Source organism: Streptomyces vinaceus, assembly GCF_008704935.1.
Taxonomy (GTDB): domain Bacteria; phylum Actinomycetota; class Actinomycetes; order Streptomycetales; family Streptomycetaceae; genus Streptomyces; species Streptomyces vinaceus.
Map to the genome: position 1 here is coordinate 7335442 of NZ_CP023692.1, position 17189 is coordinate 7352630.

Annotated in this window: 17 protein-coding genes and 2 pseudogenes; 10 read left to right on the forward strand and 9 right to left on the reverse strand. The window is 71.6% G+C overall.

Annotated features, from left to right (window positions below):
• Positions 1-62: 62 nt before the first annotated feature.
• The gene (locus tag CP980_RS33120; protein WP_150530451.1) at positions 63-1106 is read right to left on the reverse strand and encodes an aldo/keto reductase; all 1044 of its coding nucleotides are present in this window, start codon (positions 1104-1106) and stop codon (positions 63-65) included.
• A 125-nt stretch (positions 1107-1231) separates the two neighbouring features.
• On the opposite strand from CP980_RS33120, the gene CP980_RS33125 reads away from it, so the two are divergent.
• The 5 genes from CP980_RS33125 to CP980_RS33135 all read left to right on the forward strand — a co-directional run bounded on the left by CP980_RS33125 (position 1232) and on the right by CP980_RS33135 (position 4643).
• Positions 1232-2080, forward strand: a complete 849-nt coding sequence (locus tag CP980_RS33125) for a hypothetical protein (RefSeq protein ID WP_132761084.1) — start codon at positions 1232-1234, stop codon at positions 2078-2080.
• A 207-nt stretch (positions 2081-2287) separates the two neighbouring features.
• Positions 2288-2941, forward strand: coding sequence for an MFS transporter (locus CP980_RS35605; RefSeq protein ID WP_208834799.1), 654 nt, complete (start codon positions 2288-2290; stop codon positions 2939-2941).
• The gene (locus CP980_RS35610; protein WP_208834801.1) at positions 2905-3648 is read left to right on the forward strand and encodes an MFS transporter; all 744 of its coding nucleotides are present in this window, start codon (positions 2905-2907) and stop codon (positions 3646-3648) included. The genes CP980_RS35605 and CP980_RS35610 overlap by 37 nt, the downstream gene beginning before the upstream one ends.
• Positions 3621-3908 (forward strand): hypothetical protein, encoded by a 288-nt coding sequence (locus tag CP980_RS35615; RefSeq protein WP_208834802.1) that lies wholly within the window; start codon positions 3621-3623, stop codon positions 3906-3908. The genes CP980_RS35610 and CP980_RS35615 overlap by 28 nt, the downstream gene beginning before the upstream one ends.
• A 90-nt stretch (positions 3909-3998) precedes the next feature.
• Complete coding sequence (locus CP980_RS33135) at positions 3999-4643, forward strand: GAP family protein (protein ID WP_132761086.1); 645 nt, start codon at positions 3999-4001, stop codon at positions 4641-4643.
• A 57-nt stretch (positions 4644-4700) separates the two neighbouring features.
• On the opposite strand, the gene CP980_RS33140 is transcribed toward CP980_RS33135, so the two are convergent.
• Together CP980_RS33140 and CP980_RS33145 are read right to left on the reverse strand one after the other, a co-directional pair.
• Positions 4701-5348 (reverse strand): TetR/AcrR family transcriptional regulator, encoded by a 648-nt coding sequence (locus tag CP980_RS33140; protein WP_229907350.1) that lies wholly within the window; start codon positions 5346-5348, stop codon positions 4701-4703.
• Positions 5345-6019, reverse strand: a complete 675-nt coding sequence (locus CP980_RS33145) for a DUF998 domain-containing protein (RefSeq protein WP_150529865.1) — start codon at positions 6017-6019, stop codon at positions 5345-5347. Before CP980_RS33145 ends, CP980_RS33140 begins: the two co-directional genes overlap by 4 nt.
• A gap of 384 nt (positions 6020-6403) precedes the next feature.
• Between CP980_RS33145 and CP980_RS33150 the strand changes: the two genes are divergently transcribed.
• Positions 6404-7297, forward strand: coding sequence for a hypothetical protein (locus CP980_RS33150; protein ID WP_189999072.1), 894 nt, complete (start codon positions 6404-6406; stop codon positions 7295-7297).
• A gap of 362 nt (positions 7298-7659) precedes the next feature.
• Here CP980_RS33150 and CP980_RS36125 read toward each other — a convergent pair.
• The 5 genes and pseudogenes from CP980_RS36125 to dhaK all read right to left on the reverse strand — a co-directional run.
• A pseudogene (locus CP980_RS36125) lies at positions 7660-7785 on the reverse strand (DNA-binding response regulator); the annotation flags it as partial.
• Between the two features lies 1 nt (position 7786).
• Positions 7787-8467, reverse strand: a complete 681-nt coding sequence (locus CP980_RS33160; RefSeq protein ID WP_229907349.1) for a phosphatase PAP2 family protein — start codon at positions 8465-8467, stop codon at positions 7787-7789.
• The gene (locus CP980_RS33165; protein WP_373312985.1) at positions 8464-9069 is read right to left on the reverse strand and encodes a phosphatase PAP2 family protein; all 606 of its coding nucleotides are present in this window, start codon (positions 9067-9069) and stop codon (positions 8464-8466) included. The genes CP980_RS33160 and CP980_RS33165 overlap by 4 nt, the downstream gene beginning before the upstream one ends.
• Complete coding sequence (locus CP980_RS33170) at positions 9066-9731, reverse strand: DedA family protein (protein ID WP_132761088.1); 666 nt, start codon at positions 9729-9731, stop codon at positions 9066-9068. Before CP980_RS33170 ends, CP980_RS33165 begins: the two co-directional genes overlap by 4 nt.
• A gap of 236 nt (positions 9732-9967) precedes the next feature.
• Positions 9968-10981: a dihydroxyacetone kinase subunit DhaK gene (dhaK, locus tag CP980_RS33175; protein WP_150529866.1), complete on the reverse strand. Its 1014-nt coding sequence runs from the start codon at positions 10979-10981 to the stop codon at positions 9968-9970.
• A 332-nt stretch (positions 10982-11313) separates the two neighbouring features.
• On the opposite strand from dhaK, the gene CP980_RS33180 reads away from it, so the two are divergent.
• From CP980_RS33180 to CP980_RS33195, 4 genes and pseudogenes are all read left to right on the forward strand, one after another.
• The gene (locus CP980_RS33180) at positions 11314-12159 is read left to right on the forward strand and encodes an MIP/aquaporin family protein (protein WP_099887809.1); all 846 of its coding nucleotides are present in this window, start codon (positions 11314-11316) and stop codon (positions 12157-12159) included.
• Positions 12160-12294: 135 nt separating this feature from the next.
• A complete protein-coding gene (gene glpK, locus CP980_RS33185; RefSeq protein ID WP_132761090.1) occupies positions 12295-13812 on the forward strand; it encodes a glycerol kinase GlpK in 1518 nt (505 codons plus the stop codon).
• 37 nt (positions 13813-13849) lie between these two features.
• Positions 13850-15561 (forward strand): annotated as a pseudogene (locus tag CP980_RS36455) (glycerol-3-phosphate dehydrogenase/oxidase).
• A gap of 272 nt (positions 15562-15833) precedes the next feature.
• Entirely contained in the window at positions 15834-16226 is a 393-nt protein-coding gene (locus tag CP980_RS33195) for a YciI family protein (RefSeq protein WP_167535917.1), read from the forward strand.
• A gap of 87 nt (positions 16227-16313) precedes the next feature.
• Here the strand turns inward: CP980_RS33195 and CP980_RS33200 are convergent, their stop codons facing one another.
• Positions 16314-16979 carry a hypothetical protein gene (locus CP980_RS33200; RefSeq protein ID WP_150529867.1) on the reverse strand — a complete coding sequence of 222 codons (666 nt, stop codon included), beginning with the start codon at positions 16977-16979 and terminating at the stop codon, positions 16314-16316.
• Positions 16980-17189 lie beyond the last annotated feature (210 nt).

Consider the following 17189-nt stretch of genomic DNA (forward strand, 5'->3'; position numbering starts at 1 on the left):
ACGGACGGCTACCGGGTGTCACGCGCAGGCGGCCGCACAGCGCCTCCGGGGAACGACAGGGCTCAGCGGTCTCCGACGGGCCGGCGGCGCAAGGCGGGATCCGTGAGCGCGACGGGCTGCCAGACGCCATCGGGGTGGTACAGGTTGGTGCCCGGCGGCACGATCGCGTCGATCCGGTCCAGGGTCGCGTCGTCGGGTACCACCGACACCCCCTTCAGCAGGGATTCCAGCTGTTCCATGGTCCGCGGCCCGATGATCACCGAGGTGACCGCCGGGTGCACCAGCGGGAAGGCCACCGCCAGTTCCGGCAGCGTACAGCCGAACTCCGATGCCACCTCGATCAGTTCTCCGGCGGCGGCCAGCTTGGCGGCGTTCCCCGGGATCGCGGGATCGAACCGCGCGGGCGTCAGCGCCGCCCTGCCGCGGCTGAGGTCGACCTCCTGGCCAGCCCGGTACTTCCCGCTGAGGAAGCCCGAGGCAAGGGGGCTCCAGGTCAACACGCCCATGTCGTAACGCCGGGCGACCGCCAGCACGTCCTTCTCCACTCCGCGCGCCAGGATCGAGTACGGCGGCTGCTCGGTCCGGAACCGGGGCAGGCCGCGCCGTTCTGACACGTGGTGCGCCTCGGTGATCTCCTCGGCCGGGAACGTGGAGCAGCCGAAGGCCCGGATCTTTCCTGCCCGCACCAGGTCGCCCAGAACGCCGAGGGTCTCCTCGATGTCGGTCCGCGGGTCCGGCCGGTGGACCTGGTAGAGGTCGATCACATCGGTGCCCAGCCGGGTGAGACTGTCCTCCACCGCACGTGTCAGCCACCGCCGTGAGTTGCCCCCGCGATTGCGCCCCTCGCCCATCGGGAAATGGCCCTTGGTGGCGAGCACCACGTCGTCCCGGCGCTTTCCGCGGAGCGCCTTCCCGACGATGGTCTCCGACTCCCCGGCCGAGTACATGTCCGCGGTGTCCACGAAGTTGATGCCGGCGTCCAAGGCCGCGTGGATGATCCGTACGCAGTCCTCGTGGTCGGGGTTGCCGACCGCCCCGAACATCATCGTGCCCAGGCACTGCACGCTCACTTCGAGCCCGGTTCCGCCCAGGAATCTGTATCGCATGGTCATACGGGCGGACCATATGACCTGGAGCGCACTCGAACGCAAGCCCCCGCCCGCTGACGGCAGGGCAGGCAGGGTACGTTTCGCTGCCGGCCGGGCACCGTACGCGGGAATAGGCTCGGGCCGTGGGAGAGCGAGAGCCTGAGCAGCGCGCCGAGGGTGCAGGACCGTTCACCACCCGGCTCACCTGGCGCCGGCCCGAAGGGCCGACGGTGGTATGGGAGTCGCGGCCGGCGCGCAGGCGCGGTGCGCTGTCGCTCCGCGGTCCGGGGGGCGAGGCCGCGACGTCCCCTGCGGCCGATGCCGAGGCCCTCGCCCGCCTTCGCAGACTCAATGCCATCGCCTCGGGCGCGTTCGTCATCGGCGGAGCGCTCTTCGCCCTCGGCGCCGCCATCGCGCAGTTCGGATCAGGGACAGCGGTCGAGAGCGCCTCGGTCTACTTCGCCGGGGGCCTGTTCTTCAACATCGGCGGCTACACCTCGCTGCTACAGGTCCTCAACGCACCCCGCCACTGCGCGGGGGACGGCCGCCTCGTCACGGCCGCCTGGCGGTGGTGGGGGTACGAGCCGATGCTCCTGGCCTGGGTGAGCACGTTCGTCCTGTTCGTCGGGACGCTCGTGTTCGCCGTCAACCTGCTCGACTCCTTCCTGCAGGGGCTCACCGTCCAGCAGGTCAACCGGCTGATCTGGACTCCCGACGTCATCGGATGCGTCCTGTTCCTCGTCTCGGGGCATCTCGCGTTCGCCGAGATCTGCCACCGGTCCCGGCCCTGCCTGCGCTCCCGCAGCCTCGGCTGGTGGGTCGTCGCGGTCAACCAGCTCGGGTCGGTTCTGTTCATGGTCTCGGCGCTGGCCGCCTTCACCCGGCCCGCCACCGGCAGCCTGGTCAACACCGACATCGCCAACTGGGGGACGCTGACCGGCGCGCTCTGCTTCTCGCTCGGCGGCGTGCTCCAGGCGTTCGAACGCCCCTGAGCCGTCGGAACATTGGGCCCGGCGGCCCGGACGCCGGGGACGCAGAGCGGCCGCGCCACCCGGACGCGACGAAGGCGACCAAGGCACAGCGGGGCGGGAGGGCCGCGCCGGCGACGGTGGGCGTGTCCTCCCGATGGCGAGATGTACGGCACGGCACGGTGGACCAGGCAAGACTCGCACCGAGCCCGACTTCGCCCCGGAGGTTCCATGTCGAAGAGCGGCGCGCCCCGCATCGACGATCCGCGCGATGCCCCGGCGCGGGCGTCGCTCGTTCTTGCGTCCCTGATCATCGTCGCCGCAGTGGCCAACCTGAACCTGTCGGTTGCCAACGTGGCGCTGCCCGCGATCGGCAAGGCCTTCGACTCCTCCCAGACCACGCTGAACCTGGTCGCCGTGGGGTACTCCCTCGGCCTCGCCGCATCGGTGCTCTATCTCGGGGCGATCGGCGACCGCCACGGGCGCAAGCTGCTGCTGCTCCTCGGCGTCGCCCTGTCCGTCCCCGCCTGCCTGCTCGCCGCGTACGCGCCGAACGACACCGTCCTCGTGGCCGGCCGGATCCTCGGCGGGCTCTCGGCCGGCATGGCCTACCCGACCACCCTGGCGCTGATCACCGCCCTGTGGGCGGGGCCGGGGCGGACGAAGGCGATCGCACTGTGGTCGGCCCTGGGCGGCGGCATCTCCATGCTCGGGCCGGTGATCGCGGGCGCGCTGCTCGAACGCTTCTCCTGGGGGTCGGTGTTCCTGGTCACCCTGCCCCTCGCCGTGGTCGCGCTGGTCATGGCCCTTCTGTTCGTCCCCGCGCACGCCACGAGTCGACCGAACCGGTGGACAACCTCGGCGGCATCCTGTCCGTCCTGCTGATCGCCGGACTGGTGCTGGCGATCAACTTCGCCGCCGTCCCCGACGAGGGGGCCCTGGTCGTCGGCCTCTCCGTGGTCGCCCTGGTGGCCGGAGCGGGGTTCTTCTGGCGTCAGCGCCGGGCCCCCAACCCGTTGTACGACCTCCACGTCGCCGGCCGGCGTACGTTCTGGGTCGCCGCGTGCGCGGGAATCATCGTGTTCGGCTCCATGATGGGGTCGGCCTTCGTCAGCCAGCAGTACCTGCAGAACGTGCTCCGGTACAACCCCGTCGAAGCCGGCGCCGCCATCCTCCCCCTCGTCGTGATGATGGTGCTCGTGGCGCCGCGGTCCGCGAAGCTGGTCGAGACGCGCGGCGCCCGCACGACCCTGCTGACCGGTTACGCCTTCCTCTTCCTCGCCTTCGGCTGGATGCTGCTGTTCTGGGACGAGGACAGCAGCTACTGGCAGATCGGCGTCGCCTACGTGCTCATCGGCATCGGTGCCGGCTTTGCGGGAACGCCCGCGTCCCACTCGCTGACCGGATCGGTGCCCGTACGACGGGCCGGGATGGCCTCGGGCACCGCCGACCTGCAACGGGACCTCGGCGGGGCCGTCATGCAGTCCATCATGGGCGTGCTCCTCACCGCCGGCTACGCCTCGGCCTTCAGCGCGGCGATCGCCGCTTCCCCGAGGGCAAGGACGTGTCGGACCAGGTCCAGAGCGAGCTGACGAAGTCGTTCGCCTCCGCCTGGCAGGTCGCCCAGCAGCACCCCCAGTACGCCGACCAGATCGTCGCGGCGGCACGCCAGTCGTTCCTCCACGGCGACGACTGGGCTTACACCGTCGGCCTGGCCGCGATCGCCCTGGGTGCGCTGCTGATCTTCTTCATGTTCCCGCACCGGGACGCCGAGCGGGAACTCCTGCGCAGTTACCACACCGCGGACTCCGCCTCGGCCGCCACCGGGAGCCCGAACGGACGGGCGGCCTGAGAATGCGTCCGCAGCGCTGCCCGACTTCACTGACCGGTCCGCCCAACCACCCGCGGCGGACGGTCCCTACACCCAGGAGCGGTTGATCCCATGGTCCTCGATCTGGTGGTGATCGGTATGGCCGTCACCTTGGGGCCTTTGCACAACAGCGCCTTCATCCTGCTCCTCTCCGCACGGCGCGGTGTCCGCCTGGGCCTGGTGTTCCTGCTGTCGTGGCTGGCCAACCTGATCGTGGTCATCGCCTGCGTGATGCTGCTGACCGGCGGACAGCCCCCGGCCCGTCACAGCGCGCCCTCGACCGCCGCGATCGTCGCGAAACTCATCATCGGCGTGGCCCTGGTGCTGTACGGCGTCCACCGGCGCCGCCGCCCGCCCCGCCCGCACGGCCCACCCCGCTGGAGCGCCCGGATCGACAACGCCTCCCTGGCCACCGCGGCCGGCCTGGCCTGGCTGTTGCAACCCTGGGCACTGGTCGGCGCCGGCGCCGCGACGGCCGTCGACGCGGACCTCTCCACCTCAACCGACTGGCTCGCACTGACCGGCTACTGCCTGCTGGCCACGCTCAGCCTCATCGCCATGGAGGTGTACGCGCTCCGCGCGCCCGAGGCCGCGGACACCCGGCTGAACGCCCTGCGGAGCTGGCTGGAGCAGCACCAGGAGAAGCTGATCGTCACGCTCTCCCTGCTCGCCGGCCTCTGGCTGACGGCCCGGAGCATCTACGAGCTGGCCACTTGACACGGACGGCCCCGCGCCACGAGCCGCCGCACGCGGCGCCACGGATGGTGCGGCCGCTCAGTTCGTCGGCCGGGGCCAGGTCCGGCGCAGCTGGCTGTCGGTCATGGCAGGGGCGTGCGCTGCTGCGTGCCCCTCTTCCAGGCCGAAGCCGGTCAGCAGGATCTCGGCGTAGCGGCGCCAGGAGTCGGGGGCGATCCCCTGGGTGCGGTCGGCAACGGCGCCGACCATGTGCAGGAAGGCGTACACGTCGGCTCCGGCGAAGTCGGCGCGGACCGCGCCCGCCGCCACCGCCCGTTCCGCCAGGCCCTCTACACGTCGGGCGAGGTCGTCGCGCATCACGGCGATCGGCTCCGCCTCCACGTCGGCGTTGGCGAGGATCACCTCCAGCGCGCGGTCCCGGGCACGCCACTGAGCCGCCTCCAGGAGGTAGTGGCGCAGGGCCTGGCCGGGGTCCGGTTCCTGCGCGGCCGCCGAGGCGATATCGAGGAAGGTGGTGAACCGTTCGGTGAACAGGGCGTCGAGCAGCGCCTGGAGGTCAGGGAAGCGCCGGTACGCGGTGGCCACCCCGATGCCCGCCTCGCGCGCGATCTCGTTGAGGGGGACGGTCGCCCCGCGCTGCGCGAACAAACGGGCGGCTGTCTGCATGATCAGCTGACGGTTTCGTTCCGCGTCCGCTCGCAGCGGGCGCACGCTCTCGCCGGTCATGCCGGGGCGCTCTCCGCCGTGGCGGGCCGGCGGCGCAGGTGTCCGGCCAGGAGCAGGGTGCCCGTGACCGCACTCCACAGCAGCCAGGAGTAGACGCCGCCGCGCTCGAAGAGACCGGCCGTGCTCGCGGACGCGCCCACGAACGCCTCGCTCAGCAGGCCCAGTACGCCCACCGCGATGCCGAAGGCACGGTAGGCGGGCGGCGCGCCGAGGCTGCGCAGCGCACCCGACAGGATGGCCACGGTGTTCGCGCACAGGATGCCGACCGCCGCGGCGCCGCCGTGGATGAAGAGGGTGTAGTCCGGACCGTCCACGGAGCCGTGGAACAGTCCGACCAGCACCATCGCCACACCGTGCGCGACGGCCAGGGCGACGAAGGCCCGACGGGCGCGCCCCGTGGCCAGGCAGGACAGCAGCACCACGCCAGTGGCGAACAGGATTCCTTCGAGCGCGAAGGACATGTTCATCAGCGGGTGCAGCGGCGAACACAGCTCGCGGCCCTGGAACAGCGCACCGCAGTCGGGAACACCGAGATCGCTGATGTAGTTGGCGGCGTAGCTGTAGGGCGGGGCGGTCCAGGCCGCCGCCGAGACCGCCTCGGCGGCCACCCACTGCACCGCGTTCAGGAGCAGGATGACGGCTCCCAGGGAAAGCCGGACGTTGCGTGGCACTGGAGCTCCCTTCGGAGTGCGGGACTCCACCGTAGCAGCTAAGTGGACTAATCTATCCGCTTGACGCGCCGTCTTGCCGGACGTGGCGCGCCCTCGGCCTCCGGCGGACGGCCGCCGGCGCAGCGCAGGAGCCGAACGCCTCCAACTCCTCGCATACCTGCGCGCGACCGTCGCGCTCTCAGGGTGAGCCACGGATCGAAGGCCAAGGCTCAGGTGGGGGACTTTCGTAAACCGCCATTCGACTGGACTTGCCGCGCGCTCCGACGTGTGCCCGCACGATCGTGCCGCCGCTCGGTGAAGCTCGACGGGTCCGGCGGCTCTGGGGGCCGGAGTGGCTCCTCGCCGCCGCTGTCCCGAAACGGAAGGCCAGCCGCGACCATGCTCATGAACCAGCTCGCGCTCGTACCCGAGACCAAGATCAACCAGATCAGCCCCTCACAGCTGAACATGGTCGCCGCCGCGCTCCAGAAACAGGCGAGTCGCGACTTCGCACCGCTGTGGCAAGTGAACGCGACCGTGGACGCCTTCGACAGACTGGAGGACGTTCCCGTCGGCTACTGGCCGCTGATCGTGGTCGACGACGTACCCGACGCGGCAGGGTTCCACACGGACGAGAACGGACAGCCGTTCTCCCTGATCGAGTTCAGCGACAGCTGGTCGCTGACCGCGAGCCACGAAATGCTGGAAATGCTGGCCGACCCGTTCGGGAACCGTGTGGTGTCCGGCAAGTCCCCCCACCCCGACCAAGGACAGGCGGAGTTCCTCGTGGAGGTCGCCGACCCCTCGGAGGCCGAGGAGTTCGGCTACACCGTCAACGGCCAGCTCGTCTCCGACTTCTTTACCCCGCGCTTCTACGATCCGGTCACCGTCCCAGGCGTGCGCTACAGCTTCGGCGGCCACATCGCGGCGCCCCGGACGATCCTGCGCGGCGGGTACATCAGCTGGCGGGACCCGGTCAAGGACGAGTGGTGGCAGCAGACCTGGTTCAAGGGCAAGGAGCCGACCTTCCGCAAACTCGGCAAACTGACGGGCAGCGGCAGCATCCGCGAGGCCATCGACGCCCAGACCAAGACCGTCAGCCGCCTGGCCGCCAGCGGCCCCTCCTCGAAGTCCTACCTGGCCGCACGGACCCTCACGGCCCGCGCCGGCGAGTCCACCGGCGCCCGGGCCGACGAATGGCGCGCCCAGATCGAGCGGCTGAGGGGGGCGAACCCGGCGGCGAAAGCCTTCAAGGCCACGGCCACGGCCATGGCCAAGGGCAAGGCCAAGGGGAAGTAGGGCGAAGTGAGGCGGACAATCGTTACGGTACGGCCTTCAGCCCGCCCGACAGGGAGGCTGTCATGAGTGAGGAAGCCCAGCAGCGTAAGGAGCGCGCGGAGCGCCTGCGCGAGAGGATCCGGCGGCCCGAGGCCAAGCCCGGGTCGCCGGAGCAGGAGAGCCTGAAGGAAGGCGTCGAGCGCCGCATGCGAGAGCTCGACGAAGCCGACCGTGAGAATCGGCGGAATCGCGAGGGCGACCACGATCGCCCGGCGTCCGGGGCGAAGCCGGCGAACCCTGAGGACACGGGTACCGCGCCCGGTCGGAGCGGCACCCGACCGGGCGCACGGGCCCGCCTCCGAGAAGGGCGCAGAGCCGCAGCCGGCCAGCCGTATCGCGCCGGCGCCGTCCGCTGCGGGCACCGGGGCGAAGCCCTCCTCGCGCAACCCCCTCAAGAGCACGTCCCGTAGGGGATGGTCGTCCTCGACCACGAGGATGCGGCCGTCCACCTCACGGCTCCCTTCGGACGGAGGACGGAGCCCACCGCAGGTACGCCCAGACGACGAGGCACACCCACCCGATGGCGAAGAGCCAGCCCGCCAGCACGTCCGTGAACCAGTGGACGCCGAGGTACACGCGCGTCAGCCCCACCGCGACGCCCCACGACCCGATCAGGACGACGGCGATGCGCGGGGCCCTCCGGCTGCCGAGGGACAACGCGGCGATGACGAGGGCCGCGGTCATGGCGGCCGTGGTGGTGTGGCCCGAGGGGAAGGACCAGCCCGAGGCGTGGGCGGCCCAGTCGCCGACCGGCGGGCGCTGACGTGCGACCAGCGACATGGCCGCGTACCGAAGGGCCTGCCCCGCGCCGAGGCACAGCATCAGCGCGAGCGCCACGCCGCACCGCCGGTGCGCGGTGCGCCCCACGTACATGCCGACCGTGAGCAGCGCGGCGTACGGGATGACCCCGGTACCCGTGTCGGTGACCGCCCTGGCCGAAGCCGCCGCGGGGGCCGGCCGGTGCGCCACGGACCAGGAGTGCAGGCTCGCGTCGGTCGGCAGCAGGTGGCCGGGGGTTCGCGTCACCCACAGCGTCAGTACGGCCAGGAGCACGAACGCGGAGACGGCCAGCCATCCTGCCCGGCGACCGGCGGCCCGGCCGCAGCGCCCGGAGGCGGGTCGGGGGCTCACGCCGTCGTCAGGAGCGGGCGCAGGCGGCTACGGCCGAGCCGGCCGGCCAACGTGGTCTGCCGGCGCCGCACGGCCCCGCCGCACACGGCGGCCACCAGGGCGCCGACGGCGAGACCGGCGACGACGTCGTGGGGGTAGTGCGCCCCGACCCACACCCGGGAGCCGGCCATCAGCAGCGCGGCGACCACGGCGACGGCGCCCAGGCGACGGGAGACGAACAGCAGGGCGACCGCCGCCGCGGCGCCGATGGCGGCGTGGTTGCTGGGGAAGGACCAGTCCCCGGGGGCGGGGCAGGCTTCCAGCACGGCCACGCGCAGGCTCTGGCAGGGCCGGTCCTCGCGGAAGACGAGCTTGAGCAGCAGGTCGGCGCCGAACCCCAGGAGTGTGATCAGCGGGACCGCCAGCGCGGTGACGGCCGACGGGGAACCGGTGCGGCGGGCCCTCCACCACGCCCCGACCATCAGCACGGCGAACAGGGCCAGGCCGTAGACGGACCAGGCGGCGATGGCGTCGTTGAGCCAGTTCGGCGTCCGGTGGGCCATGTCGGTGATGTCGACGTAGGCGTTGCCGTCGACGCCGGAGCCGTTGTGGCCGGAGGTCACTGCGCCGTTCCGTTCTGCTGCTTGCCGCTCCGTCGCGAGCGGAGGAGTTCGATCGCCACGGGCAGCAGCGAAATCGCCACGATCAGGCCCACGATCGGCAGGAGGTAGGTGTCCACGCTGGGGATCGAGGAGCCGAGGGCGTACCCGGCCAGAACCAGCCCCACCGTCCACAGCAGCCCGCCGGCGACCTGCCAGAACGTGAACACCCGGGCCGGAATGTTCAGCACCCCGGCCAGGGGATTGAGGACCGTACGGACCACCGGTACGAACCGGGCCAGCACGATCGCCTTGGCATGGCCGTACTTGGCCAGCAGTTCCTCGGCCCGCGCCGCGCCCTCGTGGAGCTTCTCGGAGCGGCTGCGGGCCAGGAGGGCGGGGCCGGCCCGGCGACCGATGAGGTACCCGCACTGGGCGCCGGCCAGCGCGCCGATCACGGAGGCCGCCAGCACCGGGGGCAGGGACAGGTGCGCGCCCTTGTCCGCGGTACCCGCGCACAGCAGGCCCGCGGTGAACAGCAGTGAGTCACCGGGCAGGAAGAACCCGACCAGCAGGCCGGTCTCGGCGAACATCACCACCGCGATGCCGATCACACCGAACGTGGCGAGGAGTGAATGGGCATCGAGGAGATTTACCGCGAGCGCGGCGGAAGCGGACGTGGCCATGGAGCGGATCGGCCTCTCTCACTGGTTCGGACGCGGGGGACAGCCCGAAGGAGCCCCGTCGACTACAGTCAAGTAGACGGTCTACTGCACTGTAGACGATCGAGGTGCCCGGAGACGACCAGGACCCCCGGGCCTCCTCGCGGTCGCGCGAACCGGCTCACCCGTTCGGACGCACGCCGATGGCCGATCAGCAGATCAGCAAGGTCGGCAGATCAGCAGGTCAGCAGGTCGGCAGGTCAGCGGCCCCAGCGCAGCGCCGCCGTCTGCACCGGCGCGTCCCACAGCCGCAGCATCTCCTCATCGGCCCTGCACAGCGTGACCGAGCACCCCGCCATGTCCAGGGACGTGACGTAGTTGCCGACCAGGGTCCGCGCGACCGGCACGCCCCGCGCCGCCAGTACCCGGACCACCTCCGCGTGGAAGCCGTACAGCTCCAGCAGCGGCGTCGCGCCCATCCCGTTCACCAGGGCCAGTACCGGCGCGTCGGCGGCCGCGGCCGGGGCCGCGTCCGCCATGTCGTCCAGTACGGCGCCCACCGCGACCTCGGCGATCTCCGCCGCCGTCATCATGGCCCGGCGCTCCCGGCCCGGCTCGCCGTGGATCCCGATGCCCAGCTCCAGCTCGCCGTCCGGCAGGTCGAAAGTGGGACTGCCCTTGGCCGGAGTGGTGCAGGCGCTCAGAGCCACGCCGAAGCTGCCCGAGGCCTCGTTGACCCGTCGGGCGACCGCGGCGACCTGCTCCAGTGGCGCACCCTCCTCGGCGGCCGCGCCGGCGATCTTCTCGACGAAGAGCGTGGCCCCGGTGCCGCGGCGCCCGGCGGTGTAGAGGCTGTCGGTCACGGCGACGTCGTCGTTGACCAGAACCCGCTCGACCCGGATGCCGTCCTCCTCGGCGAGCTCGGCGGCCATGTCGAAGTTCAGTACGTCCCCGGTGTAGTTCTTGACGACGAACAGCACCCCCTGGCCGGAGTCCACGGCCTTGGCCGCCCGCAGCATCTGGTCGGGCACGGGGGAGGTGAACACCTCGCCCGGACAGGCCGCGGACAACATTCCGTATCCGACGAAGCCGGCGTGCAAGGGTTCGTGTCCGGAGCCGCCGCCGGAGACGAGACCGACCCGCCCGCCCTGCCGCGCGTCGCGCCGTACGACGACCCGGGCCTCGGGGTCCACGTCCAGATCCGGGTGGGCCGCGGCCAGCCCGCGCAGGGCGTCCGCGACCACGGTCTGCGGGCTGTTGATCAGCATCTTCATCGTGTGCCTCCCGGTCGGAGCCGACGGGTGAGCGTCCAGCCGTCACGGAGCACCGATCACCGATCACCGATCACCGCGCGCCGGGCGGGCGCGTCGCGTCAGCGAGGACGCGCCATACGAACAGTGTGCTGCCACGCCGCCGACATCCGCGAGGGCTCGGGCGACCGGCCCGGGCAGGGGCCGGGCAAGGACCGGGAAACCCCGTGCGGGCCCCGGTCCCGGCGGGTCGGCCCTCGCTCGCCTTTCCGGTACGGGCGAGCCGACTTACCCTGAACCCGGGGGGCTCGGGGCAGGCGAATGCCGGTCTTCGGACCGGCGGGAAGCGGGCACCCATGAAGGAGCGCCTCAAAGCGTCGGGGCTGGTCGGCGAATTGTCAGCCGAATTCGCCGGCACCATGATCCTCATCCTCTTCGGCTGTGGTGTCGTCGCCCAGGTGGTCGCCGGCGGAGCCCTGACGGACCCGGCGGGCGGCCTGGGAAACCACGACAGCATCGCCTGGGCCTGGGGCCTCGGCGTCACCCTGGGCGTCTACGCCGCAGCACGGCTCAGCGGCGCCCACCTCAACCCTGCAGTGACCGTGGCCCTGGCCGCTTTCAAGGGGTTCCCGTGGAAGAAGGTCGCCCCCTACGCGCTGGCCCAGCTGGCCGGAGCCTTCGTGGCGGCCCTGATCGTCCGCTGGAACTACACCGAAGCGCTGGCCAAGGCCGACCCCGGCCACACCATCAAGACGCAAGGCGTCTTCTCCACGCTCCCGGCCAACGGAAACCCGAACCTGCCGGTGACCGAGTGGGGGGCGCTGCGCGACCAGATCATCGGCACCGCGATCCTGCTGCTGCTCATCTTCGCGGTCACGGACCTGCTGGGCACGCCGCCCGGAGCCAACCTGGCGCCGTTCATCGTCGGCCTGATCGTCGTGGCGATCGGCATGGCGTGGGGTACCAACGCCGGGTACGCGATCAACCCGGCCCGTGACCTCGGCCCCCGTCTGGCCAGCTTCCTCACCGGATACGGCGGTGCATGGAGGGATCAGTACGGCAACTTCTACTTCTGGGTGCCGATCATCGGCCCCTTCATCGGCGGTCTGCTCGGAGCGGGCATCTACAAGCTGCTCATCGGCAGGTTCCTGCCGACCGCAGAACCGGAGCCTCCCGGACGCGTACCGGCGCCTGAAGAGTAGAGATGACCGGGTCCGCGGCGGGCGGGAAACGGCACGCCCCCAACCCGTCCCGCCCCTACCCGTCCCGTCCCGACCCGTTCCGGCCCGTCCGGTACGACAGCCCCCACACGGCATCCCAAGAGGAGGCGGCATCCCATGGCTGACTTCGTCGGCGCAGTGGACCAGGGGACCACGAGCACCCGTTTCATGATCTTCGACCACGCCGGCAACGAGGTGGCGCGGCACCAGCTGGAGCACAACCAGATCCTCCCGCGCTCGGGATGGGTCGAACACGACCCGGTCGAGATCTGGGAACGCACCAACTCGGTGATCCAGAACGCCCTCCGGCACGGAAACCTCTCCGCCTCGGACCTGGCGGCCGTCGGCATCACCAACCAGCGCGAGACGACCGTCGTCTGGGATCCCCGCACCGGGCGCCCGTACTACAACGCCATCGTCTGGCAGGACACCCGCACCGACACCATCGCCTCGGCACTGGAGCGCGGCGGCCAAGGCGAGGTCATCCGCCGCAAGGCGGGGCTGCCCCCGGCCACCTACTTCTCCGGCGGCAAGATCCAGTGGATCCTGGAGAACGTCGACGGCGTACGGGAGGCCGCCGAGCAGGGCAACGCCCTCTTCGGCAACACCGACTGCTGGGTGCTGTGGAACCTCACCGGAGGCCCCGACGGCGGCATCCACGCCACCGACGTCACCAACGCCAGCCGCACCATGCTCATGGACCTGGAGACCCTCGACTGGGACGACGAACTGCTGGGGTTCTTCAACATCCCCCGCTCGATGCTGCCCACCATCAACCCGTCCTCCCACCCCGAGGCGTACGGACGGACGCGCACCTCCAGGCCGCTGCGCGAGGCCATCCCCATCACCGGCGTCCTCGGCGACCAGCAGGCGGCCACCGTCGGGCAGGTCTGTTACGCGCCGGGCGAGGCCAAGAACACGTACGGGACCGGCAACTTCCTGGTGCTCAACACCGGCACGGAACTGGTCCGCTCCCAGCACGGCCTCCTGACCACCGTGGCCTACCAGTTCGGCGACAGCCCCGCGATCTACGCACTCGAAGGATCCATCGCCGTCACCGGCTCGGCCGTGCAATGGCTGCGCGACCAGCTGAAGATCATCGGTGACGCGGCCGAGAGCGAGCGCCTGGCCAAGACCGTCGAGGACAGCGGCGGTATCTACTTCGTGCCCGCCTTCTCCGGCCTGTTCGCCCCGTACTGGCGCTCCGACGCCCGCGGCGCGATCGTCGGTCTGGCCCGCTACCACGACAACGGGCACTTGGCGCGGGCCACCCTGGAAGCCATCTGCTACCAGTCCCGCGACGTGGTGGAAGCCATGGAACAGGACTCCGGCGTCCACCTCGACGTACTCAAGGTCGACGGCGGAGTCACCGCCAACGACCTCTGCATGCAGACCCAGGCCGACGTCCTCGGCGTACCGGTCAGCCGTCCCGTGGTCGCCGAGACGACCGCGCTCGGCGCCGCATACGCCGCCGGGCTCGCCACCGGCTTCTGGCGGGACACCGACGAACTGCGCACCCACTGGCAGGAGTCCAAGCGCTGGCAGCCCGAGTGGTCGGAGGAACGGCGCACGGAGGGCTACGAGGGCTGGAAGCGCGCGGTGGAGCGCACGCTCGACTGGGCCAAGGTCGAATAGGTTCCGGCCGCGGGCCCGCAGCACCGAGGAGGAGACCATGGTCGATCCGGTAGCCCTCTCACCCCGGGCCCGCACCCAGGCCCTCGCCGAGATGGGACGGGGCGAACTCGACGTCCTCGTCGTCGGAGGCGGCGTCGTCGGTGCCGGGTCCGCCCTTGACGCCGCCACTCGCGGCCTGAGCGTCGGACTCGTCGAAGCCCGCGACTGGGCCTCGGGTACGTCCAGCCGCTCCAGCAAACTCATCCACGGAGGCCTGCGCTACCTGGAGATGCTCGACTTCCGCCTCGTCGCCGAGGCGCTCAAGGAGCGGGGCCTCCTGCTCCGCTACCTCGCCCCCCACCTGGTGCGCCCGGTGGCGTTCCTCTACCCCTGCAACACCGCGTCACGGAGCGCCCGTACGTCGGCAGCGGCGTGCTGCTCTACGACGCGATGGCCCGGGCCTCCGGCACCTCCGGAGGCCTGCCCCACCACCGCCACCTGAGCAGACGCGGCGCCCTGCGCGAGGCACCCGCCCTGCGCGCCGACGCGCTGGTGGGCGCCATCCAGTACTGGGACGCCCAGGTCGACGACGCCCGGCACACCCTCTTCCTCGCCCGTACGGCAGCCGCGTACGGGGCCCTGATCGCCAACCGCACCCGCGTCAGCCGCTTCCTGCGCCAGGGCGAGCGGGTCGTCGGCGCCGTCGTCACCGATCTGGAGAGCGGCGACGAGACGCAGGTGCGGGCCAAGCAGGTCATCAACGCGACCGGGGTGTGGACGGACGACACCCAGGCCATGGCCGGGACCCGCGGCCAGTTCCACGTCCGCGCCTCCAAGGGCGTCCACCTGCTCGTCCCGCGCGACCGGATCAACTCCCGTACCGGGCTGATCCTGCGCACCGAGAAGAGCGTGCTGTTCGTCATCCCCTGGGGCCGGCACTGGATCATCGGAACCACCGACACCGACTGGACGCTCGACAAGGCCCACCCCGCCCTCAGCTCCAAGGACGTCACCTACCTGCTGGAACACGTCAACAGCGTCCTGACGACCCCCCTGGCCCCCGAGGACGTCGAGGGCGTCTACGCGGGCCTGCGGCCCCTGCTGTCCGGCGAGGCGGCGGAGACCAGCAAACTGTCCCGGGAGCACCTCGTCGCCCACCCCGTACCCGGACTCGTGGTGGTGGCGGGCGGCAAGTACACGACGTACCGGGTCATGGCCAAGGACGCGGTCGACGAGGCCGTCCGAGGCCTGGACGAGAAGGTTCCCGCCTGCGTCACGCACCGCGTTCCGCTGCTGGGCGCCGACGGCTACTTGGCGCTGTGGAACTCCCGGCAACGGCTCGCCGAGCGCTCCGGGCTCCATGCCGCCCGCATCGAACACCTCCTGAACCGGTACGGATCGCTGGCGCCCGAACTGCTCGCCCTGGTGGCCGCCGACCCCACGCTCGGCGAGGCACTGCCGAGCTCCGACGACTACCTGAGGGTCGAGGCGGTGTACGCGGTGACCCACGAGGGCGCCCGCCACGTCGAGGACGTCCTCGCCCGGCGCACCCGGATCTCCATCGAGTCCTGGGACCGCGGGGTGGACGCGGCGCCGACCGTGGCCGAGCTGATGGCACCCCACCTGGGATGGGACCGGGCGCACCAGGACCGCGAGGTCGACCACTACCTCAAGCGCGTCGCCGCCGAGCGCGAGGCCCAGCAGCAGCCGGACGACCTGACGGCCGACGCGGTACGGCTCGGCGCCCCGGACATCATCCCGGTGAACTGAACCCCCGCACCCGGAGGCCCCCCGTTACGTCCCCGGGCCGCGGCTGACGCGGCTCGCACGGCGAGGCGCGGCCCTCCGCCGGCGCCGGCCCGGCCTCACGGCCGGTCACGACACGGCCCCCCCGATAACCCCGCGCCCGGGTTGCGACTGTCGGACACCGTCGAGGGTCACCCTCCACGGGATGGGCGGGCACCGATGAGTTCTGTGGTCGGTCGAGGTCTACCTTCCCGTAGGCCCGAGAAACCCGTAGCCGCCCAGGAAGGGTGCAGACCATGAAGTACATGATCCAGATGAACGTGCCGGCCGACCAGTGGGACGCCTTCATGTCCTCCTATTCCAAGGACGACATGAAGGCCATGTTCGCCCACATGAACGCCCTGAACACGGAGCTCACCGCGGCCGGGGAGTGGGTGGACGGGCAGGGTCTGGGCGGACCGTCGCAGGTCAAGACGGTGCGGGCCGCGAGCGACGGACGCCCGCAGGTGAGCGACGGACCGGCGCAGCCGGGACACATCCTGGCCGGCTACTGGCTGGTCGACGTCGCGAGCGAGGACCGGGCAGTGGAGATCGCCGCACGGGCGTCGGCATGCCCCGGCCCGGGCGGGAAGCCCGGCAACGACCCTGTCGAGGTGCACGCGATTCCCGGGGATCCGACGCAGGCCTGATCCCGCTCAGACGAAGCCGAGCGCGAGGACGGCCCGACGGCTGGGTGCGGTCGAACGCTGGGGTAGTCCCGCCGGCGAGCGGGGGTGTCACGGCCCTGTCGGCAGCCTTGGCCTGCGGCGCCGCTTCTCGTACGCTTCCCGGATCCCACCGGCCAGTCCGAGGAGGACCGCCGCCCCGATCGCCACCTCGGCTGCCGTGCGCAGGCCCCAGCCGTGGACGTCCCCGGCGGCCCGTGGGGAGACTTTGCCCTGCGGGTCGTGCACCACGGCCAGGGACTCGCCCTGCTTCGCGAGCCGCGAGGGGCTGTCCATGTGCTCCGGGCCGCCCGGTGGGCAGTCCAGGCGGTGGTCGTACGAGGTCCGGGTCGTGGAGGTCCAGTGGCCCTGGGCGTCCGTGGAGGATTCCGTCTCGGTGTGCTCGGTGACCTTCAGCACGATGCAGCTGATCTCGACGCCCCGGTCCTCCAGCGCGCTGTGCCCCACGGACGCGAGTGCCAGGATGGCGCCGAGGCCGGCAGGCAGGGCGGACAGCGCGATCAGCGAGGCTCCGCGGCGCGTGGCGAGGGCGGCGTGCCAGCCGAGCAGGACCAGCGGGAGCAGCAGCCCGCCGAGGAGGAATCCCCAGGTGGCCAGCGACCCGTACGCCGACTCCCAGGCCACCTCGAACGCCAGGGCTGCGGCCAGCGGCGGGGCGGCCGACGCCGCTGCGGTCCGCCAGAGGCCGCGCGCCCATCCGCCCTGCCAGCCCGCCATGCCCGCCCCCGTGCTCGTACGTGTGCCTTCCAGATAACCGCGACGGCTCGGGCACGTAAAGGGCGTGGCTATGAGGCGGCAAAGCTGATCAGGCCCTTCACACCGGCGGCACCGCTGACCGCATCCGCCCCGGGGGCTAATCCCGCGGGCGGATGCTCCGCGGTGGGCCCGCGTGACAGCGTTTCTCCGTGCCCACGGACTGTCCGTCGC

What these genes read in the sequence shown, in the direction of transcription:
- CP980_RS33120 (WP_150530451.1), bottom strand. Translation starts at nt 1,106, where the DNA reads ATGCGATACAGATTCCTGGGCGGAACCGGGCTCGAAGTGAGCGTGCAG.
- CP980_RS35605 (WP_208834799.1), top strand. Translation starts at nt 2,288, where the DNA reads ATGTCGAAGAGCGGCGCGCCCCGCATCGACGATCCGCGCGATGCCCCG.
- CP980_RS33135 (WP_132761086.1), top strand. Translation starts at nt 3,999, where the DNA reads ATGGTCCTCGATCTGGTGGTGATCGGTATGGCCGTCACCTTGGGGCCT.
- CP980_RS33140 (WP_229907350.1), bottom strand. Translation starts at nt 5,348, where the DNA reads ATGACCGGCGAGAGCGTGCGCCCGCTGCGAGCGGACGCGGAACGAAAC.
- CP980_RS33150 (WP_189999072.1), top strand. Translation starts at nt 6,404, where the DNA reads ATGAACCAGCTCGCGCTCGTACCCGAGACCAAGATCAACCAGATCAGC.
- CP980_RS33170 (WP_132761088.1), bottom strand. Translation starts at nt 9,731, where the DNA reads ATGGCCACGTCCGCTTCCGCCGCGCTCGCGGTAAATCTCCTCGATGCC.
- dhaK (WP_150529866.1), bottom strand. Translation starts at nt 10,981, where the DNA reads ATGAAGATGCTGATCAACAGCCCGCAGACCGTGGTCGCGGACGCCCTG.
- CP980_RS33180 (WP_099887809.1), top strand. Translation starts at nt 11,314, where the DNA reads ATGAAGGAGCGCCTCAAAGCGTCGGGGCTGGTCGGCGAATTGTCAGCC.
- glpK (WP_132761090.1), top strand. Translation starts at nt 12,295, where the DNA reads ATGGCTGACTTCGTCGGCGCAGTGGACCAGGGGACCACGAGCACCCGT.
- CP980_RS33195 (WP_167535917.1), top strand. Translation starts at nt 15,834, where the DNA reads ATGAAGTACATGATCCAGATGAACGTGCCGGCCGACCAGTGGGACGCC.
- CP980_RS33200 (WP_150529867.1), bottom strand. Translation starts at nt 16,979, where the DNA reads ATGGCGGGCTGGCAGGGCGGATGGGCGCGCGGCCTCTGGCGGACCGCA.